A 26,431-nucleotide genomic window follows, 5' to 3' on the forward strand; every position below is an offset into this window, starting at 1 on the left:
GGGCCGGGCGGGGCCCGGTGGTATCGGCCATCGGGCTCGGAACGGGCATCAGCCGATCGGTTGACGGGGGCGCCGGTCGGGGGACCCCTCCCGTACGACCCGTAGGGGGTGTGGGGGTCGTACGGGCGGCAGCGCGGCGGGATCCGCGCACGGCGCGTGGCGGGCTGTCCCGCGCCGCCGAATACTCACTGGGCGATGACGTCCCCTCCTCGTACTCTCGTGTCCGATGAGCGATACACGCACCTCCCCCGAACCTGGTCCTGAACCGGCGCCCGAGGCGTCCGGCGACTCGCCTGTCGACGCGCCCACCGACGCGCCCGCCGACGCGCCCGCCGACTCGTCCGCCATGAGACCGGAAGCGCGGCGGCGGTCGTCGCTGCGCGTGCTGCTGCGGCTCTGGCCGTACGTCCGTCCGGTGCGAATACGCTGGGCCAGCGCGGCGGTTGTCGCGATTGTGGCGTCCTGTCTGAGCCTGGTCATCCCGCTCGTACTGAAATGGATGGTCGACGGGCCGGTCGCCGGCCGGGACCCGGGCGGGGTCTGGCTGGGCGCGCTCGCGCTGCTCGTGCTCGGCATCGTCGAGGCGGTGCTGTTCGGCTTCCGGCGGTGGCTGGTGGCCCGGCCGCTGGCGGGGGTGGAGGCGCGGCTGCGGGCGGACCTGTACCGGCATGTGCAGCGGCTGCCGGTGGCGTTCCACGACAAGTGGGCGTCGGGGCAGTTGCTGTCGCGCGGGACGACGGACCTGATGCTGATCCGGATGTTCCTGGCGTTCCCGCTCACCTTCCTGATCGTCAACGGCACGACGATCCTGGTCGGGTTCGCGATCCTGCTGGCGCAGGACTGGTCGCTGGGGCTGGTGCTGCTGGTGCCGGTGATTCCGCTGATGGTGCTGCTCTCGGTGTTCGAGGCGAAGTACGCGCTGGTGGCGCGGAAGGCGCAGGACCAGGTCGGCGATCTGACGACGGTGGTCGAGGAGAGCGTCCTCGGCATCCGGATCATCAAGGGCTTCGGGCGGCACAGGGCGCAGTCGCAGGCGTTCCGCGAGCTGTCGGGCGAGCTGCGGGGCACGGAGCTGCTGAAGGCGCGGCTGCTCGCGGGCATCTGGGCGATGATCACGTTCATTCCGGAGGCCGCGATCGGGGCGGCGCTGGTGCTGGGCACGATCCAGGTGGCGGACGGCGGCCTGTCGGCGGGCACGCTGGTGGCGTTCCTGTCGACGGCGCTGGCGCTGCGGTGGCCGGTGGAGTCGATCGGGTTCCTGCTGGCCATGACGCAGGAGGCGGCGACGGCGAGTGAGCGGTTCTTCGAGGTGATGGACGCGGAGGAGGAGACGGAGGACGCCGTTTCCGCCCCTGCTGACGTGCCTTCGGACGCGTCCGGCTCCCCCGGCTCCCCCGGCTCCCGGGACGGCATCCGTTTCGAGGGGGTGGAGTTCCGGTACCCGGACGCCGAGCCCGGTTCCGTACCGCTGCTTCAGCACATCGATCTGCACATCCGCCCCGGTGAGACCCTCGCGCTCGTCGGTGCGACGGGCTCGGGCAAGACGACCCTGACCGCGCTCGTGCCCCGGCTGCACGAGGCGACCGCCGGGCGGATCACGCTCGACGGGCGGGACATCACGGCCCTGCCGCGCGAGGAGTTGCGCGAGCTGGTGGCCGTCGCCTTCGAGGAGCCGACGCTGTTCTCGGCGTCGGTCGGCGAGAACGTGCTGATGGGCGCGGGCCCGGACGCCGGGGACGAGGAGCTGCGGCGGGCGCTGTCCATCGCCCAGGCCGACTTCGTGCACAGGCTCCCGGACGGCGCGGACACCCAGGTCGGCGAGCAGGGTCTGAGCCTGTCCGGCGGTCAGCGGCAGCGTCTGGCGCTGGCGCGGGCGGTGGTGGGCGAGCCGCGTTTCCTCGTACTGGACGATCCGCTGTCGGCACTCGATGTGCACACGGAGGCTCTGGTGGAGGCGGCGCTGCGCCGCGTCCTGGACGACACGACGGCGCTCGTGGTGGCCCACCGGCCGTCGACGGTGCTGCTGGCGGACCGGGTGGCGCTGCTGTCGGGCGGCCGGATCACGGCCGTGGGCACGCATCAGGAACTGCTGCGGGACAGTGCGGAGTACGCGTGGCTGATGTCGGGAGAGCGGGGCGACGGGCCCGGATCCGGGGCCGAAGCCCAAGCCGGAACTAGAACCGGAACCGGAACCGGAGCGACCGTACGGGAATCGATCCACGAGAGGGCGGACGCGTGACCACCATCGACCAGGGGAAGCCCGCGCTCGCGGCCCCCGCCGAGGACGACGCCGCCCTCGGCGTCGAGGAGATACGGACGAAGTCCGCCGACGACCCCTTCGACAAGGACGACCTCCCCTCCCCTCCCGGCGCCACCCGCCGTCTCCTCCTCTCCCTCCTGCGTCCCGGCCGCCGCCGGGTCGCGCTCGGGGTGTTCCTGCTGCTGGTCCAGCAGGTGGCCGTGCAGGCGGGCCCGCTGCTCGTCGCGTACGCCATCGACCGGGGCGTGCCCGCGTTCCGGGAGCAGAACTACGGGCCGCTGATCGCCGTCGCGGTGGGCTACCTGGTGTGCTCGGCGGCGGCCGGGGCGCTCCAGTACGCGTTCCTGATGGTCTCGGCGCGCCTCAACCAGGACGTCCTGCTCGACCTGCGCGGCCGCATCTTCCGCCACGCGCAGGCCCTCAGTGTCGACTTCCACGAGCGCTACACCTCGGGCCGCCTGATCTCCCGCTCCACCACCGACGTGGAGTCGCTGCGCGAGCTGCTCTCGGAGGGCCTCCAGGAGCTCATCGGCGTGGTCCTGTCCTTCGTCTCCATCTCGGTCATGCTGCTCTGGCTGGACCTGGGCCTGGGCGGGGTCGCGGTGGCGTCCTTCGGCCCCCTGTATCTGCTGGTACGGATGTACCGCAGGCGGGTGGGCGTCGTCTTCGGGGCACGTTCGTCGGCCGTGGCGGCGGTGATCGTGAAGTTCGCGGAGACGCTGAACGGCATCCGGCCGGTGCGGGCGTTCCGGCGGGAGAAGGCCAACGACGAGGCGTTCGCCGCGCTCAACCGCAAGCACGAACGCACCAACGGGGACAGCCTGTTGGAGATGGCTCTCTACGTCACCTGCTCGCGCCTCGTCGCGAACACGGCCGTCGCGGGCATCGTCCTGTGGGGCGCGTACCGGGTCGCGTCGGACACCCTCGCCCTGGGCGTGCTGGCGGCCGCCGTCCTGTATCTGCGCCGCCTGTACGACCCGATCGACCGCCTGGGCATGTTCCTCAACTCCTACCAGTCGGCGGCTGCCTCCCTGGAGAAGATCGCGGGCCTGCTGGCCCAGACGCCGACCGTGCCGGAGACGGCCGACCCTCGCCCGCTGCCGGTCAACGACTCCGAACACCCCGGCCGTGCGGTCGAGTTCGAGGGAGTGCGCTTCGCGTACCGGACGGGTGGCGAGGTGCTGCCGCGCTTCGACCTGACGCTGTCCGCCGGGGAGACGGTCGCGGTGGTCGGCTCGACGGGCGCGGGAAAGTCGACACTGGCGAAACTCCTGGCCCGCTTCTACGACCCCACGGAGGGCCGCGTCCTCCTCGACGGCACGGACCTGCGCGACCTCTCCATCCCCGAACTGCGACGCGGCGTCGTCATGGTCACCCAGGAAGCGTTCCTCTTCTCCGGAACGGTCGCGGAGAACATCGCGATCGGCCGCCCGGAGGCCACCCGCGAGGACATCGAGCAGGCGGCGAGGGCGATCGGCGCGCACGACTTCATCGCGGGCCTGCCGGACGGCTACGACACGGACGTCCGCAAGCGGGGCGGCCGGATCTCGGCGGGCCAACGCCAGTTGGTCGCTTTCGCCCGGGCCCTGCTCGCCGACCCCTCGGTCCTCATCCTCGACGAGGCCACCAGCTCCCTGGACATCCCGGGCGAACGGGCGGTGCAGCACGCGATGCACACCGTACTGAAGGGTCGTACGGCCGTGGTCATCGCGCACCGCCTCTCGACGGTGGAGGTGGCGGACCGGGTGCTGGTCATGGAGCACGGCCGGGTCGTCGAGGACGGCGCACCGTCCCAACTCATCGGCGGGGACGGCCGGTTCGCGGGCCTGCACAAGGCGTGGCGGGACAGTCTGGTCTGACGCTTCCGGCAGCGGGCCGGGAGGACGGCCCGTCCGGTGGCCCGTCCGGTGGCCGAGGCGGGCCGCATGCGGCCGGGGCCGGTGGGACGGCCCCGGCCCGGACCCGGCGGGTCATCCGACGCGCACTGAGCCCTGTTCGGCGCTCTGCGCCGCCTCCCGCGACTTCGGCGCCCGGGTCGGCTCGCGCCCCTTTGACAGGTGCCGTACGACGACCTCGCCGATCTCCGCGAACGCGGCCTGCTGCTCCGGGGTGAGGAGGTCGATGAAGTTGCGGCGCACGGACTCGACGTGCGGCGGGGCGGCGGCCTCCAGGGTGCGCAGCCCCTCGTCCGTCAGCACGACCTCCGCACACCGGGCGTCGGACGCGCACCCCTCGCGCACGACGAGGCCGCGCTGCTGCATGCGGGTCAAGTGGTGCGAGAGGCGGCTGCGGGACCAGAGCATGCGATCGGCCAACCCGCTGATGCGACACCGGTTTCCGTCGGCGTAGCTCAGGTGGGAGAGGACGTCGTAGTCGGCGTCGGAGAGGCGGCTGTCGGCGGCCAGGTCGCGGGAAACCTGCGCGCCGAGCAGGAGCTGCATGCGCCGGTACGCCTGCCAGGTGCGCTGCTCGGATGCGGTCAGCCAGCGGGGTTCGGAGGTCACGGGACGAGCGTACCGAGATTTGATTGACACGTCATCGATCGTCGCCCTAACGTTATGAGTGACATGTCAACGAACCCGGGGGGTGCGGTGACCGACACGGAGCCGGGAGAGCGGTCCGCAGCCGCGCCACGGGGCCGTCGGCATGCTCAACTCGCCCTGGGACTGACCCTTTTCGGGGTCAGCATGGCACTGATGGTCGTCGCGAGCCTGGGCGTCGCCTCCTGGGACGTCCTGCACCAGGGCCTCTCCCGCAGCACCGGCGTCTCCTTCGGCCTCGTGGTGAACGGGGTCGGGGTGCTGGTGCTGCTGGCCTGGATACCGCTGAAGGTACGGCCGGGCATCGGCACCGTAGCCAACATCCTCGTCGTCGGCCTGGTCGCGGACGCGACCCTGAGCCTGCTGCCGGAGTCCTTCGACGGTCTGGCCGTGCGGATCGCGCTGCTCGTCGCCGGGCTCGTGCTCAACGCGGTCGCGACCGGGCTGTACGTCGGCGCGGGGCTCGGCCCCGGGCCGCGCGACGGCCTGATGACGGGACTTGCCCGGCGCGGCATCTCGATCCGGGTCGCCCGCACCGGCATCGAGGTGACGGTCCTGGTGGCGGGGTGGCTGCTCGGCGGGACGGTGGGCGTGGGCACCGTCCTGTTCGCGGCGGCGATAGGCCCGCTGACCCAGCCCGCGCTGAAGCGCTTCACGCTCGCTCCCTGATCCACGCGTACGGACCTCCTCAATCGCCAGCCCTCAACCCCAACCCCCAGCCCTTAACCCTTAACCCTTAACCCTTAAGCAAAGGAACATCCTTCACATGTCTCGCCTGTACGTCCTCTCCGCCAGCACCCGCCCCACCTCCTCGGGTCGCCCCCTCACCCAGTGGGTCGCCGAACTCGCCTCCGCCCGGCCGGAGTTCGAGGTGACCACCGTCGACCTCGGCGAGGTCGCGCTGCCGTTCCTGGACGAGCCGGAGTACCCGTCGACGGGCCGGTACGCCCATCCCCACACGCGCGCGTGGAGCGAGACGATGTCGGCCGCCGACGCGTACGTCTTCGTGATGCCGATGTACAACGGCGGCTTCACCGCGCCCCTGAAGAACGCCATCGACTCCCTCTACGCGGAGTGGCAGGACAAGCCGGTCGGGCTGATCAGCTACAGCGCGGGTCCGTCGGGAGGGGCGCCCGCGATCGAGATGCTCCGGCCGGTGCTGGGGCGGGTGGGGCTGCGGGTGGCCGAGCCGACGCTGTCCGTGCCGGGCATCGAGGGGCTGGTCGAGCAGGGCGCCTTCCACGCCACGCCGGAGCACACGGCGGGGGCGGACGCGGTGCTCGACGAGGTCGCGGCACTGGTCACGGCCGGTGCCTCCGTGCGCGCCGGGGTCTGACTGACAGCAAGCCTCCCCTCGTAGGAGCGGGGCCGCGTCACCTTGCGGGGCTGCGAAGCACGCCCTGTGAGGGGCGCGGGGCCGCGTCCGTCCACGGCTCCGCCACGTGGGCGCGGCCCCCTCACGTGGTCCCCACAACGCCCCCGGTATGGTCATGCCGCGCGCCCAACTTCACACGCCTGCAACATTTCTGGCCGCGCAGGGCGCATCTTTTCGGCCATGCGGGGAATCTGCGACCACCGCATGGAGGCACCCCCTCCGCACCCCCCACGCCAGCACACAGCCCGCACTCTTTGCGATGGCAGTGCGTAGCACTCGTGAAGACCCTCCCCGCACACGCACCCCCCGCCCTTCCTTACGCACAGGCAAACGATCCGGATACCGAACATGACCTTGCGGGCAACGAACCGCTTCCGGCCAAGTTGTTGACGCGGTCCTGACATGACCCCCGTCCGGCTGCCACTCTTCCGACGTTCCACGCAGCACCGCTCTCTTCCGGAGCACCCGCTCCTTCACGGAGCACCCGCTCCACCGTGCACCACGCGCACCAACTGCTCTGCCTGCTCTGCCTGTACAGCCCCGGTCGGCCTCACCCAGCCCTCCGGTACCCCCCTCGCAGAAGGAGTTCCGCGTGAGATCCACGCACCGCAAGCGCGCCACGGCCACTGGCGCACTGCTCGCCGCCGCAGCCCTGCTCGTCGGCATGCAGACGGGTTCCGCCAGCGCCGACAACGCGCAGGCCGCCCCCGCCGCCGCCAAGCCCAACCCGGGGGCTCAGCCCGCCAAGCTCACCCCGGCGCAGCGCGCCGCCCTGATCGCCAAGGCCAACGAGACCAAGGCGGCCACCGCCAAGGAGCTCAGCCTCGGCGCGAAGGAAGCACTCGTCGTCCGTGACGTCGTCCAGGACCTCGACGGCACCACGCACACCCGCTACGAGCGCACCTACGACGGCCTCCCCGTCCTCGGCGGCGACCTGATCGTCAAGAAGGACAAGGCCGCCAAGACCCAGGGCGTCACGAAGTCGAGGACCGCGAAGCTCCAGGGCATCGCCGCCACCCCGAAGATCGCCGCCGCGACAGCCGAGAAGCAGGCACTCGGCCTCGCGAAGGAAGAGGGCTCGGACAAGACCAAGGCGTCGATCGCTCCGCGCCAGGTGGTGTGGATGGGCTCCGGCTCCCCGGTCCTCGCGTTCGAGACCGTCGTCGGCGGGTTCCAGCACGACGGCACCCCCAACGAGCTGCACGTCGTCACCGACGCCGCCACCGGCCAGAAGCTGCACGAGTGGCAGGCCGTCGAGAACGGTGTCGGCAACACCCAGTACAGCGGCCAGGTCACCGTCGGCTCGACCCAGTCGGGCTCGACGTGGAACCTCACCGACGGCGGGCGCGGCAACCACAAGACGGTCGACCTCAACGGCGGTACGTCGGGCGGCACCCTCTTCTCCGGCCCGGACGACGTCTGGGGCAACGGCCTGCCGTCCAACCGCGAGACCGCGGGCGCGGACGCCGCGTACGGTGCGGGTGCGACGTGGGACTACTTCAAGAACGTGCACGGCCGCTCCGGCATCCGCGGTGACGGCGTCGGCGCGACCTCCCGCGTCCACTACGGCAACGCGTACGTCAACGCCTTCTGGCAGGACTCCTGCTTCTGCATGACGTACGGCGACGGCGCGGCCAACCAGAAGCCGCTGACCTCGATCGACGTCGCGGCGCACGAGATGACGCACGGCGTCACCTCCGTCACCGCCAAGCTGATCTACAGCGGCGAGTCCGGCGGCCTGAACGAGGCGACCTCCGACATCTTCGCGGCGGCCGTCGAGTTCAACGCCAACAACGCCAGCGACGTCGGCGACTACAACGTCGGCGAGAAGATCGACATCCGTGGCAACGGCACCCCGCTGCGCTACATGGACAAGCCCTCGAAGGACGGCTCGTCGAAGGACTCCTGGTACTCGGGCATCGGCAACATCGACGTCCACTACTCCTCGGGCGTGGCGAACCACTTCTTCTACCTGCTGTCCGAGGGCAGCGGCGCGAAGGTCATCAACGGGGTCTCGTACGACTCCCCGACCTCCGACGGCAAGCCGGTCGTCGGCATCGGCCGCGCCAAGGCCGAGAAGATCTGGTTCAAGGCGCTGGTGTCGAAGTTCACCGCCAGCACCAACTACGCGGACGCCCGCAACGGCACCGTCGCCGCCGCCACCGAGCTGTACGGCGCGGGCAGCCCCGAGGTCAAGGGCGTCGAGCACGCCTGGGCCGCGGTCAACGTCGGCACCCGTCCGGACGACGGCAACCCGCCGACCGGCAAGGTCTTCGAGAACGCCGCCGACGTCTCCGTACCGGACAACGGCACCGGCACCTCCCCGGTGACCGTCACCGGCGTCACCGGCAATGCCCCGGCGACCCTCAAGGTCGACGTGAACATCGTCCACACCTACATCGGTGACCTCGTCGTCGACCTGATCGCCCCCGACGGCTCGGTGTACAACCTGCACAACCGGTCCGGCGGCAGCGCGGACAACCTGGTGAAGTCCTACACCGTGAACGCCTCCTCCGAGGTCGCCAACGGCACCTGGAAGCTCCGCGTCCAGGACAAGGCGTCCCAGGACGTCGGCTACATCAACAGCTGGAAGCTCACCTTCTGATCGGCTGAAGGCAGGCTCTCGTACGACATGACAGTGGTGCCCGGGACCGTCGGCGGTCCCGGGCACCACTTTCGTATCTGGTCCGTCGACCGCCCGCCGCATACGTTTCCCGCATGCGTGCCCTCTCCGTCCTGCGCCGTGCCACCCGCCGCGAACTGCTGCTCGACCTCGTCCTGTGGGTCTGCCTGAGCTTCTTCGTCACGATGAAGGAGGACCCGAACGACGGCGGGTCCTGGCCGCAGATGGCCGCCGGGGTCGCCGCGCTCGGCCTCGGTGTCCTGCTGTGCCGCGTCGCACCGCTGGTCTCGCTGACGGTCGTGGTGGTGTGCAGCGCCCTGCACAGCCCGGAGCTGTTCACGCAGTCGTACACCGTCGCGATGTGCGGGTTCGCCTTCCTCGCGGGCCGCAGGGACGCCCGGGGGCGGCCCGCCGTGCTGGTCTTCGCCGGGTACGCGGCGGCGGGGCTCGGCTTGAGTCTCACGTACGACGACAAGCTGTGGGTGTGGTTCGCCCAGCTGACCTCGCTCCTGCTCCAGGTCGTCGTGCCGTGGCTGATCGGCCGATACGTCCGCCGCTACGTCCAACTGGTGGCCGACGGCTGGGAGTTGGCGAACCGCATGGAGCGCGAGCAGCGCGCCGTGGCCGACCGCGAGCGCCTGCGCGAGCGCTCCCGCATCGCGGGCGACATGCACGACTCGCTCGGCCACGACCTCTCCCTGATCGCGGTACGGGCCGCCGCCCTGGAGGTCAACCGCAACCTCCCGCCCGCCGAACAACGCGCCGCGGGCGAGCTGCGCCTGGCCGCCGCCGACGCCACGGCCCGACTGCGCGACATCGTGGGCGTCCTGCGCGCCGACGGTGAGGAAGCCCCGACCACCCCGGCCGACGAGTCGGTCGCGGAGCTGGTGGAGCGGGCCACGGCCTCAGGAATCACCGTCGAACTCGCCACTCACGGGCCGGACGTGGAACTCCCCGACATGGTCGGCCGGGCCGTCCACCGCGTCGCCCAGGAAGCTCTGACGAACGCCACCAAGCACGCCCCCGGCGCTCCCGTACGGATGCGGATCGTACGGGACCCGGGCGCGCGGGCCCTGACGCTCAGCGTCACCCACCCCGCCCCGACCGCCGCCCCGCCCTCCGGCCCCGTCTCCGGCGGCACCGGGCTGGTGGGCCTGGACGAACGCGTCCGCCTCGCGGGCGGCACCCTCGTCCACGGCCCGACCGGCGACGGCGGCTTCGCGGTGACCGCACGCCTGCCGATCACCGCGACGCCCGTACCGCTCGCCCCTCAAGCACCTGTCGCAGCACGGGAGTTGAGCCGTGCCCGTCTCCAGGTGAAGCGCGGTCTGGTACAGGCGATCGTCGCTCCGGTCGCGGTGGTCGCGGTCCTCGGGGCGCTGATGCTGGCCTACCAGGAGTACGGCGCTTCGCGGTCGGTCCTCACCCGGGACCAGGTCGACCGCCTGCACCTCGGCGAGCGGCGGACGGCGCTGCGGGACCGCGTCCCCGACCACGCCCTGGACGGCCCGCCCCCGGGTGTCGGCCCCGAACCCGCCGGGACCGACACCTGCGCCTACTTCCGCACGGACCGCTTCGAGCTGACACCGGTGTACCGGCTGTGCTTCACCTCCGGAGCCCTCACCTCGAAGGACCTCGTCGACGACGTACCGAACGAGGAGTCCCGTACGCCCCGCTAACGCATCAGAACCCCCGCCCCCTCCCCCGTCGCCTCCGTGGGCAGGGCCACCAGCCCCAGGTCCGCCCCGCTCGCCAGCAACCGGTGCGCGGGGAGCACCCGGACCGTGTACCCGTACGGCCCCGTCCGGTCGAGGGCGAGCGGCCCCTCGTAGACCCACCGCCCCTCCGGATCGGGCCCCGAAGCAGGCTTCAGCGGGAAGGTCTGCGCTCCCGTGATCCGGTCCTCGGAGTCGACCCGCCCGGCGACCGCCTGCACTTCGACGTCGTCTGGGCCGAGTCCCCCGAGACCCGCCCGCACCCGCAGCGACAGCGTCGAGCCCAGTTCGGCCGTGCCGTTGACCGCTGCGGCGGCCACGGCCTCCACGTGGTCGACGGCCACTCCCGGCCACGCGGCCCTGACCCGGGCCTTCCACGCCGCCAACTCCCGCGCGGCGTCGGGGCCGAGGGCCCGGTGGGCGCGCGCCGCCGGTGCGTACAGGCGCTCCACGTACTCCCGCACCATCCGCCCCGCGAGCACCTTCGGGCCGAGGGTGACCAGGGTCTGGCGGACCATCTCGATCCAGCGGTCGGGGAGCTGGCCCCGCCCCTTCTCGTAGAAGCGCGGCGCGACGCGCTCCTCGATCAGCTCGTACAGGGCGTTGGCTTCGAGGTCGTCACGGCGGTCCTCGTCGGCGGCGGCGCCGTCGGCGGTCGGGATCGCCCAGCCGAAGTCCGGCTCGAACCACTCGTCCCACCAGCCGTCCAGGACGGACAGGTTGAGGCAGCCGTTCAGGGCGGCCTTCATCCCGCTCGTCCCGCACGCCTCCAGCGGCCGGAGCGGATTGTTCAGCCACACGTCGCAGCCGGGGTACAGCTTCTGCGCCATCCGCATGCCGTAGTCGGGGAGGAACACGATGCGGTGCCTGACCCGGGGGTCGTCGGCGAACCGCACCAGCTCCTGCACGAGCCGCTTCCCGCCGTCGTCCGCCGGGTGCGCCTTGCCCGCGACGACGATCTGGATAGGCCGCTCGGGGTGCAGCAGCAGTTCCATCAGCCGGTCGCGGTCGCGCAGCATGAGGGTGAGGCGCTTGTACGAGGGGACGCGGCGGGCGAAGCCGATGGTGAGGACGTCGGGGTCCAGCACCCCTTCGATCCAGCCGAGTTCGGCGTCGACCGCGCCGCGCTGGAGCCAGGAGGTGCGCAGCCGTCCGCGCACCTCGTGGACGAGGTTCTCCCGGAGCGTGCGGCGCAGGTCCCAGATCTCGGCGTCGCCGATCTCGGCCACGGCGTCCCAGCGGGGCGAGCCGCCGACGGACAGGGCGTCCTCTGTCCGCCCCGCACCGATCTGCTTGGCTCCCAGGCGTACGACTTCGGGGGCGACCCAGGTCGGCGCGTGCACGCCGTTCGTGACGGAGGTGATCGGTACCTCGTCGGGGTCGAAGCCCGGCCACAGCCCGGCGAACATCCCACGGCTGACGGATCCGTGCAGGGTGGAGACGCCGTTGGCGCGCTGGGCGAGGCGCAGGCCCATCACGGCCATGTTGAAGAGGTTGCACTCGCCGCCGGGGTAGGTCTCCATGCCGAGCTGGAGCACGCGCTCGACGTCGACCCCGTCGAGTTCGCCGTCGGCGCCGAAGTGGCGGGCGACCAGCTCGCGGTCGAAGCGGTCGATTCCGGCGGGGACGGGGGTGTGGGTGGTGAAGAGGGTGCCCGCCCTGACCGACTCCAGGGCGGCGTCGAAGTCCAGTCGCTCGTGGCCCAGTTGGCGGGCGCCGAGTTCGCGGATGCGTTCCAGACCGAGGAAGCCCGCGTGGCCCTCGTTGGTGTGGAAGACCTCGGGGGCGGGGTGGCCGGTGAGGCGGCAGTACGCACGGACCGCGCGCACTCCGCCGATGCCGAGCAGCATCTCCTGCAACAGGCGGTGCTCGCTGCCCCCGCCGTACAGCCGGTCGGTGACCTCCCGCTCGGCGGGACCGTTCTCCTCGACGTCCGAGTCGAGCATCAGCAGCGGCACCCGGCCGACGCGGGCCTGCCAGATGTTGGCGTGCAGCCAGCGGCCGCCGGGGAGGGCGAGGGAGACCCGGCAGGGCGTACCGTCGGCCTCGCGCAGCAGGGCGACGGGGAGTTCGTTGGGGTCCAGGACCGGATAGTGCTCCTGCTGCCAGCCGTCGCGGGACAGGGTCTGGCGGAAGTAGCCGTGCCGGTAGAGGAGTCCTACGCCGATGAGGGGCACGCCGAGGTCGCTGGCGGCCTTGAGGTGGTCCCCGGCGAGGATGCCGAGGCCGCCGGAGTACTGGGGCAGGGCCGCGGTGACGCCGAACTCGGGCGAGAAGTAGCCGACGGCGGCGGGGAGTTCCGCATCTCCCTGGCTCTGGTACCAGCGCCGTCCGCCCAGGTAGTCGGCGAGGTCGTCGGCGACCGCGCCGAGCCTGCGCAGGAAGCGGCGGTCCTGGGCCAGTGCGGCGAGCCGCTCGGCGGAGACGGTCCCCAGCAGCCGTACGGGGTCCTGGCCGGAAGCCTGCCAGCCGTCCGGGTCGATGGACTGGAAGAGGTCCCGGGTCTCGGTATGCCATGACCAGCGCAGATTGCGGGCGAGATCACTGAGCGGCCGGAGGGGATCGGGGAGGACGGGACGCACGGTGAACCGACGGATTGCCTTCACTTGACCACCTTCGCAGGGGCAGCAGATTCCGGGCGGACACGCCATGAGGCGCGCCCCCCTTCCCTCCGAAGGTAAGCCCGATCACCCGTCGGCCTCCACGGCGCACACCCGGCGCCCTGGGGCGTCTCGCACTCCGGGATGTACGCACATTTCCCCCACGATAGATATGGCCGATTCCGCCCCCTCCGGCGGTCTTGTTGTGGTTCACACCGCACGAGAGGCTGACAAGTGCGCTCGTCGCGGACACGGGTCGCGCCCCCTGCTCAGTACCGCACGGGGATCCGGCGGACCACCGGAGCGAACCGGGCCCCTCAGGGGCCGATTCCGCACCCGGAGCGTCGAGTTGAGGAGGGGACCCTCGCACATGGCACTGTCGCGTCAGCACCGACGGCACCGACCGCACTGGCTTCGGGCCGCCGGGGCCTGCACCGCCGTCACCCTGGCGGCAGGTCTTTCGGCCGTCACCCTGCCCGCCCAGGCCGCCGCCCCGGCGGCGGAGGGGCGCGTCGTGGGAGCCGGGGCCGCCGGTTCCGTCGGAAACAGCTACATCGTCACGCTCGCGTCCGGGGCGGGGGGCGTCAAGGCCCCGACGGCGGAGGGCCGTGCGCTCGCCGCGAAGTACGGGGCTAAAATACGCCACACCTACAGCAGCGCTCTCAACGGATACGCGCTGAAAGCGAGTTCGGCGCAGGCCAGGCGGCTCGCGGCGGACCCCAAGGTGGCCTCGGTCACCCAGGACACCACCGTCTCCCTGAAGCACACCCAGAAGAACCCGCCGTCCTGGGGGCTCGACCGGATCGACCAGGACGACCTCCCGCTCGACCGCTCGTACACCTGGCCCGAGAGCGCCGGTGCGGGTGTCCACGTGTACGTCATCGACTCCGGCCTGCGCACCACGCACCAGGACTTCGGCGGCCGGGCCTCCAGCGGCTGGGACTTCGTGGAGAACGATCCCGTCGCCCAGGACGCGAACGGGCACGGCACGCACGTGGCCGGGACCGCCGTGGGCGAGACGTACGGGGTGGCGAAGAAGGCCGAAGTCGTCGGCGTGCGGGTGCTGGACGGCGAGGGCGGCGGCACCACCGCCTCGGTGATCGCCGGTATCGACTGGGTGGCGAAGAACGCCAGGAAGCCCGCGGTGGCCAACATGAGCCTGGGCGGCGTGGCCAACGCCCAGCTCGACGCGGCCGTCCGCAACGCCATCGCCTCCGGCGTCACCTTCGTCCTCGCGGCGGGCAACGACAGCCTGCCCGCGAGCCTGTTCTCCCCGGGCCGGGTCAAGGAGGGGCTGACCGTGGGCGCCAGTGACATCAAGGACCGGCAGGCCCCCTTCTCCAACTGGGGCACCCGCCTCGACCTGTACGCCCCCGGGGTCGACATCACCTCCGCGCTGAGTGCCGACGACACCGCGAAGGGCGTCTCCTCGGGTACGTCGATGGCCGCGCCGCACGTGACCGGCGCGGCGGCGCTCTACCTCGCCGACCACGCGTGGGCCTCGCCCGCCGAGGTGGGCAAGGCACTCACCGGCCGGGCCGTCACGGGCAAGGTGAAGGGGGCGGGTCTCGGCTCCCCGAACCGTCTGCTGCACGTGCGCAACCCGTAGTGCGGTGTCAACAACTGGCCATATGTCACTGATGGTTGGGCAAACGGGTCTCGTCGTGAACGGCGGGGCCCTTTGCTTTTCGCCACGTCATGCCGGTCGCACGCCGTTACGCGTCAGTAGTTAACAGAAGGCCGGATTGACTCCCACCCGTGTAAGGGAAGCCTCCCCCGAGTACCCGCTGAAGAGAACACCAGCGCGCCCCGCACTCCCGGACAGCCCCGCACCGCCGGATCGCCTCGCACCCCCGCCAGCCGAGTGAACGCTGACAGGAGCGGTCATGCCCCCAGCCCGCAAGCCCAGCACTCCGAGCACGGAACGGCTACACAGAGCGCGCCCCCGTAAGCATCGTGACCCGTCCTCCCCAGGTGAGCCCATGATCGGTCGTATCCCCGTCCTTGACGTCCTGCCCGCCGTCGACCGGGGGCGCAGGCCCGCCAAGGCGGTGTCCGGAGAAACGTTCCAGGTCTCCGCCACCGTCTTCCGCGAAGGCCATGACGCCGTCGCCGCCAATGTGGTCCTCCTCGACCCGAAGGGGCGTCCGGGGCCCTGGACGCCGATGCGTGAACTCGCCCCCGGCACCGACCGGTGGGGCGCCGACGTCACTCCGGACGCCGAGGGCCTGTGGTCGTACGTCGTCGAGGCGTGGGGGGACCCCGTCTCGACCTGGCGGCACCACGCCGGGATCAAGATCCCTGCCGGTCAGGACACCGAACTCGTCCTGGCCGAGGGTGCCGAGCTCTACGAACGCGCCGCCGAGGGCGTGCCGAAGCAGGACGGGCGCGAGGCCGTCCTCGCCGCCGTGGACGCGCTGCGCGACACCCGGCGGCCCGTCGCGGCCCGGCTCGCCGCAGCCCTCACCACGGAGGTCGACGCGGCGCTCTCCCGCTTCCCCCTACGCGAACCCGTGTCCACCTCCGATCCGTTGCCGTTGCTCGTCGAACGCCCGCGCGCGCTCTTCGGTTCCTGGTACGAGCTCTTTCCGCGCTCCGAAGGCGCACGAGCACCCGAAGGTGGCGTTCCGGGCACCACCACGCCGGTCAGCGGCACCTTCCGCACCGCAGCCAAGCGCCTGGCCGCCGTCGCCGCCATGGGCTTCGACGTCGTCTACCTCCCGCCGATCCACCCCATCGGCACCACCTACCGCAAGGGCCCCAACAACACCCTCTCCGCCACCGAGGCGGACGTCGGCGTCCCCTGGGCGATCGGCTCGGCCGACGGCGGCCACGACGCCATCCACCCCGACCTCGGCACCTTCGAGGACTTCGACCACTTCGTCGCCACCGCCCGAGACCTGGGCATGGAGGTGGCCCTGGACTTCGCGCTCCAGTGCTCCCCCGACCACCCGTGGGTCACCGAGCACCCCGAGTGGTTCCACCACCGGGCCGACGGCACCATCGCGTACGCGGAGAACCCGCCGAAGAAGTACCAGGACATCTATCCGATCGCCTTCGACAAGGACATGGAGGGACTGGTCGCGGAGACCCTGCGCATCCTCCGCCTCTGGATGGACCACGGCATCCGGATCTTCCGGGTCGACAATCCGCACACCAAGCCCGTCGTCTTCTGGGAGCGGGTCCTCGGCGAGATCAACAGGACCGACCCCGACGTGATCTTCCTGGCCGAGGCGTTCACCCGGCCCGCGATGATGCGCACCCTGGGCGCGATCGGTTTCCAGCAGTCGTACACGTACTTCACCTGGCGCAACACCAAGCAGGAACTCACTGACTACGCACTGGAGTTGGCGCACGAGACGGCCTCGTACATGCGCCCCAACTTCTTCGTGAACACCCCGGACATCCTGCACGCCTACCTCCAGCACGGCGGCCGGCCCGCCTTCGAGGTGCGAGCCGTCCTCGCCGCCACCATGTCCCCGTCCTGGGGCGTCTACGCGGGCTACGAGCTCTGCGAGAACACCCCGGTCCGGGACGGCAGCGAGGAGTACCTGAACTCCGAGAAGTACCAACTGCGCCCCCGCGACTGGCAGTCCGCAGAGCGCGAGGGACGGTCGATCGCACCCCTGATCACCACCCTGAACCGGCTGCGCCGCAGCCACCGCGCGCTCCAGCAGCTGCGGGACATCCACTTCCATCCCACGTCCAACGACGCGGTGATCGCGTACTCGAAGCGCGCGATGCCCGGCAGCACGGCAGGAACCACCGGAGGTGATGGAGGTTCGAACACCGTTGTGGTGGTCGTGAACCTCGACCCTCACCACACCCAGGAGGCCACGGTCTCGTTGGACATGCCGGCACTCGGCCACGACTGGCCCAGCGTCGTCCCGGTGAGCGACGAGCTCACCGGCGAGACCTACCACTGGGGCAGGTTCGCGTACGTGCGCCTGGAGCCGGGCGTCCTGCCCGCGCACATCGTGACCCTGCGACCGTCCCCGCTGACCGGAGGGTCACCCACATGATCTTCAACGAGCCCGTCCACGACACCTTCGAGGACACCCCCGCCAAGGACCGCGACCCCGAGTGGTTCAAGCGGGCCGTCTTCTACGAAGTCCTCGTCCGGTCCTTCCAGGACAGCAACGGCGACGGCGTGGGCGACCTCAAGGGCATCACCGCCAAACTGGACTACCTCCAGTGGCTGGGCGTCGACTGCCTCTGGCTGCCGCCGTTCTTCATGTCGCCCCTGCGCGACGGCGGCTACGACGTCTCCAACTACACCGCCGTGCTCCCCGAGTTCGGCGACCTCGCCGACTTCGTGGAGTTCGTCGACGCCACGCACCAGCGCGGCATGCGCGTGATCATCGACTTCGTCATGAACCACACGAGCGACCAGCACGAGTGGTTCCAGCAGTCCCGGAGCGACCCCACGGGGCCGTACGGCGACTACTACGTCTGGGCGGACGACGACAAGCAGTACCAGGACGCCCGGATCATCTTCGTCGACACGGAGACCTCCAACTGGACCTTCGACCCGGTCCGCAAGCAGTACTACTGGCACCGCTTCTTCTCCCACCAGCCGGACCTCAACTACGAGAACCCGGCCGTGCAGGAGGAGATCATCTCCGCGCTGCGCTTCTGGCTGGACCTGGGCATCGACGGCTTCCGCCTGGACGCGGTCCCGTACCTCTACCAGGAGGAGGGGACCAACTGCGAGAACCTCCCGCGCACCCACGACTTCCTGAAGCGGGTACGGGAGGAGATCGACGCCTCGTACCCGGACACGGTGCTGCTCGCCGAGGCCAACCAGTGGCCGGAGGACGTCGTCGACTACTTCGGCGACTTCGCGAAGGGCGGGGACGAGTGCCACATGGCGTTCCACTTCCCCGTCATGCCGCGCATCTTCATGGCCGTGCGCCGGGAGTCCCGCTACCCCGTCTCGGAGATCCTCGCCAAGACCCCGGCGATCCCCTCCAGCGCCCAGTGGGGCATCTTCCTGCGCAACCACGACGAGCTGACCCTCGAAATGGTCACGGACGAAGAGCGCGACTACATGTACGCGGAGTACGCCAAGGACCCGAGGATGCGCGCCAACATCGGCATCCGCCGCCGCCTGGCCCCCCTCCTGGACAACGACCGCAACCAGATCGAGCTGTTCACCGCCCTGCTGCTGTCGCTCCCCGGCTCCCCGATCCTCTATTACGGGGACGAGATCGGCATGGGCGACAACATCTGGCTCGGCGACCGGGACGCGGTCCGCACGCCCATGCAGTGGACACCCGACCGGAACGCGGGATTCTCCTCCTGCGACCCGGGACGGCTCTCCCTCCCCACGATCATGGACCCGGTCTACGGCTACCAGGTGACCAACGTCGAGGCGTCCATGACCTCGCCGTCGTCACTGCTGCACTGGACCCGGCGCATGATCGAGATCCGCAAGCAGAACCCCGCCTTCGGGCTGGGGTCGTACACGGAACTGCCCTCCTCCAACCCGGCGGTGCTGGCGTTCCTGCGTGAGGCCCCCTCATCGAGGGACGGAGAGGACGATCTCGTGCTCTGCGTGCACAACTTCTCCCGGTTCGCCCAGCCCACCGAGCTGGACCTCCAGGTGTTCAACGGCCGCCACCCGGTCGAGCTGATCGGCGGGGTGCGCTTCCCCGCGATCGGCGAGCTGCCGTATCTGCTGACCCTTGCGGGACACGGCTTCTACTGGTTCCGGCTGCGGAAGGACACGACCTCGCTGGTCCGGCCGCCGAAGCCGCCGCACTGACCGTTCCGGGCCGGGGCGGACGGCCGTCCCCCGGTTTTCTCCGCCCCGCCCGGGGCACCCTCCCACTCATACGCGTAGGCGATTCACGGTTCGTTCGCCGGGCTTCGGGCCCATGGATCAACCGGGGTTCGCCCCATGGATCTCCCTCTCCCGCACGTCCCGTACAGCCGGACAGCTTTGCCGCAATCCGGGACACTCTGCGCATTCTGAGGTGTGCCCGGGGAAAGGACGCGATGCCATGTCGGAGGCTGCTCCCGCCTCGTCAGTAACGCCCGGTACGCCTGGTGCACCTGGTACGCCCGGGACGAACACACCGTTCGCCGCACCGCTCGTCACTCCGCCCGTTCCGCACGCCTCCGCCGCGCTGCTCGCCTCGCTGAGCCCGCTGCTGCACGACTGGCTGCCCCGCCAGCGCTGGTTCGCGGGCAAGGGCCGCCCGGTCGTAGGCTTCACCCTGGTCTCGGCGACCGAACTGCTCCCGCTGACCGGCTCCCCCGGGCTGCTCCACCTGCTCGTACGGGCCCAGCAGCCGACCGTCCCCGCCCAGGCCACCCCCGCGCAGGGAACCGTTTCGCCTCCGCCCGCCGACTGCTACCAACTCCTCCTGGGCGTCCGCAGGTCACTGCCCCCGACGCTGGCCTCCGCCCTGATCGGCCGGGTGCCGGACGGGCCCCTGGCCGGGCACACCGTGTACGAGGGCCTGGCCGATCCCCGGCTCGCCGGGCTGCTCCTGGAGCGCCTCCGGATGCCCGGGGCCCTCGGCTCGCTGCGCTTCGACAAGGACCCGAAGACGGACGTACGTTCCGGACTCACTCCCCGGGCCCTCGGGGCGGAGCAGTCCAACTCCTCGCTCGTGTACGGCGACACGTACATCCTCAAGATCTTCCGACGGGTCCACGCGGGAGCCAACCCCGACCTGGAACTGCCGCTCGCGCTCGCCGGGGAGGGCAGTACGCGGGTGCCCGCACCGATCGCCTGGTTCGAGGGGGCGAACCCCGAGGACCCCTTCGAGCCGTTCACCCTCGGTCTGCTCCAGCCCTTCCTGCGCGACGCCGAGGACGGCTGGCAGCTCGCCCTCGCCTCCCTCGCGACCGGGCGCGACTTCACGAGTGAGGCGTACGCGCTGGGCCGGGCCACCGCCGAAGTGCACCTCGCGCTCGCCGCGTCCCTGCCCACGCTCACGCTGGGCCGCCCGCAGGCGAAGCTGCTCACCGCACAGATGTCGGAGCGCCTGGAGGCCACGGTGCAGGCGGTCCCCGCACTGCTCCCTTACGCTCCCGGGCTGCGCCACGCCTTCGACGCCGTACGGGAGTTGGGTGCGGCGGGACCCGTCGTGACCGCCCAGCGCGTACACGGCGACCTGCACCTCGGCCAGGTGCTGCGCGCCGCGAACGGCGAATGGGCGGTGATCGACTTCGAGGGCGAACCCGCGAAGCCCCTCACCGAACGCCGCCGCCCGCAGCCCGTGGTCCGCGACATCGCCGGAATGCTCCGCTCCTTCGACTACGCGGCCCGCACCCTTCCCCAAGCTCTCAACTCCGTTCGAGCAGGGGAGACCCCACTCCAAGCTCTCAACTCCGTTCGAGCAGGGGAGACCCCACTCCAAGCTCTCAACTCCGTTCGAGCAGGGGAGACCCCACTCCAAGCTCTCAACTCCGTTCGAGCAGGGGAGACCCCATCCCCCTGGAACCAGGACTGGTCCGCCAACTGCCGCACCGCCTTCCTCGACGGATACACCGCCGCGTCCGGCACCGACCCCCGCGAGCAGGCCGTACTGCTGCGCGCCTACGAGACGGACAAGGCGGTGTACGAGGTCCTGTACGAGGCGCGGCACCGGCCGGACTGGCTGCCCGTACCGATGGCGGCCGTCCACCGGCTCGCCCGCACCACCTGAACTCCCGTACGCCCATGCCCTGTTGACTCTTCCGAGGAGGACACTCCCGTGACCCCCCGTCCCACCCCCGCTCCCGGCGGGGACACCCCCCGGCCGCCCCGCCGCACCTCGTCCCCGACCGAGGCCCCGGCCCCGCCCGCGCGCCTTCCCGCGCCCGGCTCGGAATCCGTGCCGGAGCCGGAGACGGAGGCCGTCGCGGAGGTCCCCGTACCGCCCGCCCCGCGAAGGCGTCCGGCGAGCGGCACGGCGAAGAAGGCGAAGGCCACCGGAAAGACCCCGGCCAAGAAGGCGGCCAAGGACCCGGCGAAGCCGAAGGCGGCGAAGCCCGACGCCGGGCACCCCGGAGGAGGGCGGCGGCAGACCGTGCCGCCCGTCGCCGCCCCCCCGGTCCCGCCCGGGGCCGTCGGGCCCCACCTCCCGCTCTCCGAGGCCGACCGCAGCCGCCTCCTGGCGGGGTCGCACCACGCCCCGCACGAGCTGCTCGGCGCACATCCCGTCCCCGGCGGCGTCGCCTTCCGCGTGCTGCGTCCGTACGCGAAGGCCGTCGCCGTCGTCGCGCCCGGCCTGCACGCCCCGCTGCTGGACGAGGGCGACGGCCTCTTCGCCGGAGCGCTGCCCCTTCCCGAGGTCCCGGCCTACCGCCTGCGCGTCACGTACGACGACAACGAGATCGAGGTCCACGACCCGTACCGCTTCCTGCCCTCGCTGGGCGACCTCGACCTGCACCTGATCGGCGAGGGCCGCCACGAGGAACTGTGGACGGCGCTCGGCGCGCAGCCGATGACCCACCAGGACGTCACCGGCACGCGCTTCACCGTCTGGGCCCCCAACGCGCGCGGCGTGCGCGTCGTCGGCGACTTCAACTACTGGGACGGCACCGGCTACCCGATGCGGTCGCTCGGCGGCACGGGGGTCTGGGAGCTCTTCCTGCCCGACGTCGGCGAGGGGGCCCTCTACAAGTTCCAGATCACCCGCCCCGACGGCTCGCACACCCTGCGCGCCGACCCGATGGCCCGGCGCGCGGAGGTGCCCCCGGCGAACGCGTCCCTCGTCGCCGCCTCCCGGCACGCGTGGCAGGACGCGGCCTGGATGGCATCGCGCGCCGCCCGCCCGGTGCACGAGGCCCCGCTGTCGGTGTACGAGGTGCACCTGCCGTCCTGGCGGCCGGGGCTGACGTACCGCCAGCTCGCCGATCAACTCCCCGCCTACGTCGCCGACCTGGGTTTCACGCACGTCGAGCTGATGCCGGTCGCCGAGCACCCCTACGGCGGCTCCTGGGGCTACCAGGTGACGGGGTTCTACGCGCCGACCTCCCGACTGGGCACCCCGGACGACTTCCGCTTCCTCGTCGACGCGCTGCACCGGGCCGGGATCGGCGTGATCATGGACTGGGTGCCCGCGCACTTCCCGCGTGACGACTGGGCGCTCGCCGAGTTCGACGGCCGCCCGCTGTACGAGCACGAGGACCCGCTGAAGTCGGCGCACCCCGACTGGGGCACCCTGGAATTCGACTACGGCCGCCCCGAGGTACGCAACTTCCTGGTGGCGAACGCCACGTACTGGTGCGAGGAGTTCCACATCGACGGGCTGCGCGTCGACGCGGTCGCCTCGATGCTCTACCTCGACTACTCACGCGAAGAGGGCCAGTGGGCGCCCAACGCGCACGGCGGACGCGAGAACCTCGACGCGGTCGCCTTCCTCCAGGAGATGAACGCCACCGTCTACCGCCGCAACCCCGGCGTCGTCACCATCGCCGAGGAGTCCACCGCCTGGGACGGCGTCACCCGCGCCACCCATCACCACGGCCCCGGCGGCTTCGGCGGTCTCGGCTTCGGCCTGAAGTGGAACATGGGCTGGATGCACGACTCCCTCGGCTACGTCTCCAAGGAGCCCGTGCACCGCAGGTACCACCACCACGAGATGACCTTCTCGATGGTCTACGCGTACAGCGAGAACTACGTCCTGCCGATCTCCCACGACGAGGTCGTCCACGGCAAGCGCTCACTCGTCTCCAAGATGCCAGGCGACTGGTGGCAGCAACGTGCCACGCACCGCGCCTACCTGGGCTTCATGTGGGCCCACCCGGGCAAGCAACTCCTCTTCATGGGACAGGAGTTCGCCCAGGGCGCGGAGTGGTCGGAGGCGCACGGCCCGGACTGGTGGCTGCTCGATCCGTCGTACGGCGCGGAGTCCGACCACCGTGGCGTCCGCGACCTGGTCCGCGACCTCAACACCGCGTACAACGCCACCCCGGCCCTGTGGGAGCGGGACACCGCCCCCGAGGGCTTCGCCTGGGTGGCGGGCGACGCGGCCGAGGACAACGTGTTCGCGTTCCTGCGCTACGACGCCGCAGGGAACCCGCTCCTCGCGGTCTCCCACTTCTCCCCCGTCGTACGGCACGAGTACGCGATCGGCGTCCCGGACGACGTACCGGCGTGGACGGAGGTCCTCAACACGGACGCCGCCGCGTACGGCGGGAGCGGGGTCGCCAGCTCCGGCGCGCTGAAGCCGGACGCGACGCCCCACCACGGCCGCCCGGCGAGCCTGCGCGTCACCCTGCCACCGCTGGCGACGGTGTGGTTCAGGCCCACGTGAGCGTCACGGCAGCTCCCAGCCCCCGGTGTGGACCAGGCCCAGCGTCTGGGTGGCCCGGGTCAGTGCCACGTACAGGTCGTTCAGCCCGCGCGGCGAGCCGGACCGGATCCGGTCCGGTTCCGCCACGACCACCGTGTCGAATTCGAGCCCCTTCGCCTGCTGCGGCGCGAGCAGGACGACCCGGGCGGTGAGGTCGGGCGTGGTCCCGTACGAAGCGCCGGGGATCGCCTGCGCCAGCGCCGGGAGCAGGTCCGCGGGGGCGACGACGGCGAGCCGTCCCGCGCCGTCCGCCGCCGCGACCGCCTCGGCGACGGTACGGGGCAGTTCCTGGGCGGCGCTGACGCGCACCCACGGCTCGACTCCCGTGGAACGTACGGAACTCGGCGGCTCGAACGTCGGATCGGCGTCCCGCATCACCCGTGCCGCGACGTCCATGATCTCGGCCGGGGTGCGGTAGTTCACGCCGAGCCGGGTGTGCTCGTAACGGTCGCCGACGTACGGGTCCAGGATCTGCTTCCAGGAGTCGCAGCCCGCCGCGTCGCCGACCTGCGCCGGGTCGCCGACCAGGGTCATCGACCGGGTGGGACAGCGGCGCATCAGCAGCCGCCAGGTCATCGCGGACAGCTCCTGCGCCTCGTCGACGATGATGTGCCCGAACGCCCAGGTCCGGTCGGCGGCGGCCCGCGCCGCCGCGCTGCGGTGGTCGTCCTCCTCGTGGCGCTCGGCGAAGCGCTCGGCGTCGATGAGGTCGTGCGCACCGAGCACTTCCGACTCCTCGTCGTCGAGGTCCTCGAACTCGTACGTCCGCGAGCCGTACGAGACGTCCAGCACGCCCTTCGCGTACGCGACGCGCTCCTCGTAGTCGCGGGCGGCCGCCGCGCGGGCCGCGTGGTCGTCCTCGCCGAGGAGTTCGGCGGCCTCGTCGAGGAGGGGGACGTCGGCGGCGGTCCACTCGCCGCCGGGCGCACGCCGGATCAACTCGGCCTCGGCGTCCGGGAGATGAATGGGACCGGCCAGGAAGTCGGTGATCAGCCGGTGCGGGGTGAGCTCCGGCCACAGGGCGTCGATCGCGGCGGTGACGGCCGGATTTCCCGCCACCTCCTTGCCGAGCTGCTCGATGTCGGCGGGGGTGAGCAGGTTCCCCTCGGGGGCCTCCTCGCCCAGCTCCTCGGCGATGGCCTCGTACGGCTCGCGGCCGATGCGGTCGGCGAGCTGCTCGGTCAGCGCGTCCAGGACGTACCGGCCGAAGTGCGCGCGGGCCAGGTTGTGCGGGAGGCGGGTGGCGCGGGCGTGGTGGCGGGCGTCCTCGGCGATGGCGCGCTCCAGGGAGAGCGTCCACTGCTCGTGCTCGATCTCCTCGACGTCGTCGGGCACGGTCTGCCGGTCCCGTACGACCTGCGCCAGTACGTCGGCCAGGTCGGCGCGGCCCTTGATCGCGGCGGCCTCGGGGGTGTCCGTACCGGTGACGGTGACGCCGGGGAAGAGCTCGGCGGGGGTGGCGAGCAGGACGCCGGTCTCCCCGAGGGAGGGCAGGACGTCGCCGATGTAGGCGAGGAAGGCGGGGTTGGGGCCGACGACGAGGACGGCACGGCGGGCGAGCTGCTCGCGGTACGCGTAGAGGAGGTAGGCGGCGCGGTGCAGTGCGACGGCGGTCTTTCCGGTGCCGGGCCCGCCCTCGACGACGAGGACGCCTCGGTGCGGGGCGCGGATGATGCGGTCCTGCTCGGCCTGGATGGTCCGCACGATGTCGGACATCCGGCCGGTACGGGCCCCGTTCAGCGCGGCGAGGAGTACGGCGTCGCCGGTGGGGTCCTCGTAACCGGTGCGCGTGGTGTCGCCGAGGTCGAGGATCTCGTCGTGCAGGGCGGTGACGGTGCGGCCCCGGGTGGTGAGGTGACGGCGGCGGCGCAGGCCCATCGGGGTGTGGCCGGTGGCGAGGTAGAAGGGGCGGGCCACGGGTGCGCGCCAGTCGACGAGCAGGGGGCTGCGCTCGGCGTCGTCGCGGCGGATGCCCATGCGGCCGATGTGGTGGGTGGCGCCGTCCGCTTCTCCCACGCCGTCGGGGGTGAAGTCGAGGCGGCCGAAGCAGAGTCCGGATTCCACGGCGTTGAGGGCGGCGAGGGTGCCGGACCGCTCGGAGACGGTCACGTCGCGCTCCAGGCGGGCCTGGAGTCCGTTGCCCGCCTGGGCGAAGGAGCCCCGAACGGAGGTTTCGGCTTCCGCGCGGAGCACGTCGAGGCGCTCGTAGAGTCCCTCCACGAATTGCTGCTCCTGCCGCAATGCACGGGTTGACAATTCCTCGGTTGACAAGGCTTCCCCCACTGGGTTAGGGTGTGGTCATGGCGCTTCCCCATGACCTTTTCTAGATGCAGGCATGGAAACGTCCAATATACGCAGAGAAATACCCCGGCTGTCAATGTGCCGGGGTATTTCTTTTTGCCCACCCGCCCTTTTACCCACCCGCCCCTTTTCGCCCGCCCGTGGGCGGCGGCTTCCCGTGCGGGGCGTCACCCGGGGGACGGCAGGGCCTCGACGAAGTGGAGGGGCTCGTCCAGGTCCACGTACCGCAGGATGCGGCACGTCCGGCTCGACTCGGGGCAGTACACCGAGAACGCACCGCCCCGGCGGGTCGTCCGGCCGCGCACCCGCAGCAGCAGGGAGAGCCCTGCGCAGTCCATGAAGGTGACGCGGCTCAGGTCGGCGACGACCCGGGACGGGCGCCCGCTCAGCGCCCGGTCGATGGACGGGCCGAGCCTGAGCCCGGCATAGAGGTCCAGCTCCCCGGCGAGCGCGAGGACGAGCGCGCCGCCGACAGGGCGGACTTCCACGGTCTGTTCGACAACCGATTCCGGCATGATCTGCACCCCAGGTACCTCATGGACGATCAACGGAGTCTGCTGGACTCACCGGGGTCTGGGATGGCCGTGATGAACGTACGCAACAGGCCCCGCGCAGAATCGGTTAGCCATCCAAATACGACACGTACGAGTGGAATCCAGCAAAGCGCCTTGACGGGCAGCGGGTTCCGGCGCGGGCCATCGGGGCGTTCCCCGGGACGGCTT

General features: G+C 71.3%; 15 protein-coding genes. 11 read left to right on the plus strand and 4 right to left on the minus strand.

Annotated features, from left to right (window positions below; all coding sequences use genetic code 11):
* The first annotated feature begins 346 nt into the window (after positions 1 to 346).
* Together OG897_RS21900 and OG897_RS21905 are read left to right on the plus strand one after the other, a co-directional pair.
* Entirely contained in the window at positions 347 to 2,239 is a 1,893-nt protein-coding gene (locus OG897_RS21900; protein WP_266660397.1) for an ABC transporter ATP-binding protein, read from the plus strand.
* Positions 2,240 to 2,310: 71 nt separating this feature from the next.
* The gene (locus OG897_RS21905; RefSeq protein WP_266660398.1) at positions 2,311 to 4,119 is read left to right on the plus strand and encodes an ABC transporter ATP-binding protein; all 1,809 of its coding nucleotides are present in this window, start codon (positions 2,311 to 2,313) and stop codon (positions 4,117 to 4,119) included.
* A 111-nt stretch (positions 4,120 to 4,230) separates the two neighbouring features.
* On the opposite strand, the gene OG897_RS21910 is transcribed toward OG897_RS21905, so the two are convergent.
* Positions 4,231 to 4,764, minus strand: a complete 534-nt coding sequence (locus tag OG897_RS21910; protein ID WP_266658886.1) for a MarR family winged helix-turn-helix transcriptional regulator — start codon at positions 4,762 to 4,764, stop codon at positions 4,231 to 4,233.
* 63 nt (positions 4,765 to 4,827) lie between these two features.
* Between OG897_RS21910 and OG897_RS21915 the strand changes: the two genes are divergently transcribed.
* The 4 genes from OG897_RS21915 (at position 4,828) to OG897_RS21930 (ending at position 10,477) form a co-directional block, all read left to right on the plus strand.
* On the plus strand, positions 4,828 to 5,469 hold the full coding sequence (locus OG897_RS21915) for a hypothetical protein (protein ID WP_323188086.1): 642 nt from the start codon (positions 4,828 to 4,830) through the stop codon (positions 5,467 to 5,469).
* A gap of 97 nt (positions 5,470 to 5,566) precedes the next feature.
* Positions 5,567 to 6,136 (plus strand): NADPH-dependent FMN reductase, encoded by a 570-nt coding sequence (locus OG897_RS21920; RefSeq protein WP_266658887.1) that lies wholly within the window; start codon positions 5,567 to 5,569, stop codon positions 6,134 to 6,136.
* 631 nt (positions 6,137 to 6,767) lie between these two features.
* Positions 6,768 to 8,780 carry a M4 family metallopeptidase gene (locus OG897_RS21925; RefSeq protein ID WP_266658888.1) on the plus strand — a complete coding sequence of 671 codons (2,013 nt, stop codon included), beginning with the start codon at positions 6,768 to 6,770 and terminating at the stop codon, positions 8,778 to 8,780.
* A gap of 113 nt (positions 8,781 to 8,893) precedes the next feature.
* Entirely contained in the window at positions 8,894 to 10,477 is a 1,584-nt protein-coding gene (locus OG897_RS21930; RefSeq protein ID WP_266658889.1) for a sensor histidine kinase, read from the plus strand.
* On the opposite strand, the gene glgP is transcribed toward OG897_RS21930, so the two are convergent.
* Positions 10,474 to 13,119, minus strand: a complete 2,646-nt coding sequence (gene glgP / locus OG897_RS21935) for an alpha-glucan family phosphorylase (RefSeq protein WP_266658890.1) — start codon at positions 13,117 to 13,119, stop codon at positions 10,474 to 10,476. The genes OG897_RS21930 and glgP overlap by 4 nt on opposite strands.
* Positions 13,120 to 13,483: 364 nt before the next feature.
* On the opposite strand from glgP, the gene OG897_RS21940 reads away from it, so the two are divergent.
* The 5 genes from OG897_RS21940 (at position 13,484) to glgB (ending at position 23,369) form a co-directional block, all read left to right on the plus strand.
* Entirely contained in the window at positions 13,484 to 14,722 is a 1,239-nt protein-coding gene (locus OG897_RS21940) for a S8 family peptidase (RefSeq protein WP_266658891.1), read from the plus strand.
* A 373-nt stretch (positions 14,723 to 15,095) separates the two neighbouring features.
* Positions 15,096 to 17,135, plus strand: a complete 2,040-nt coding sequence (locus OG897_RS21945; RefSeq protein WP_266658892.1) for an alpha-1,4-glucan--maltose-1-phosphate maltosyltransferase — start codon at positions 15,096 to 15,098, stop codon at positions 17,133 to 17,135.
* A complete protein-coding gene (treS, locus tag OG897_RS21950) occupies positions 17,132 to 18,880 on the plus strand; it encodes a maltose alpha-D-glucosyltransferase (RefSeq protein WP_266658893.1) in 1,749 nt (582 codons plus the stop codon). Before OG897_RS21945 ends, treS begins: the two co-directional genes overlap by 4 nt.
* Positions 18,881 to 19,118: 238 nt before the next feature.
* Positions 19,119 to 20,774: a maltokinase gene (locus OG897_RS21955; protein ID WP_266658894.1), complete on the plus strand. Its 1,656-nt coding sequence runs from the start codon at positions 19,119 to 19,121 to the stop codon at positions 20,772 to 20,774.
* A gap of 48 nt (positions 20,775 to 20,822) precedes the next feature.
* Positions 20,823 to 23,369 carry a 1,4-alpha-glucan branching enzyme gene (gene glgB, locus OG897_RS21960; protein WP_266658895.1) on the plus strand — a complete coding sequence of 849 codons (2,547 nt, stop codon included), beginning with the start codon at positions 20,823 to 20,825 and terminating at the stop codon, positions 23,367 to 23,369.
* A gap of 3 nt (positions 23,370 to 23,372) precedes the next feature.
* On the opposite strand, the gene OG897_RS21965 is transcribed toward glgB, so the two are convergent.
* Together OG897_RS21965 and OG897_RS21970 are read right to left on the minus strand one after the other, a co-directional pair.
* Positions 23,373 to 25,649 carry an ATP-binding domain-containing protein gene (locus OG897_RS21965; RefSeq protein ID WP_266660401.1) on the minus strand — a complete coding sequence of 759 codons (2,277 nt, stop codon included), beginning with the start codon at positions 25,647 to 25,649 and terminating at the stop codon, positions 23,373 to 23,375.
* 227 nt (positions 25,650 to 25,876) lie between these two features.
* Positions 25,877 to 26,224 (minus strand): STAS domain-containing protein, encoded by a 348-nt coding sequence (locus tag OG897_RS21970; protein WP_266658896.1) that lies wholly within the window; start codon positions 26,222 to 26,224, stop codon positions 25,877 to 25,879.
* Positions 26,225 to 26,431 lie beyond the last annotated feature (207 nt).

Origin of the sequence: Streptomyces sp. NBC_00237, from assembly GCF_026342435.1 — a bacterium.
GTDB lineage: Bacteria > Actinomycetota > Actinomycetes > Streptomycetales > Streptomycetaceae > Streptomyces.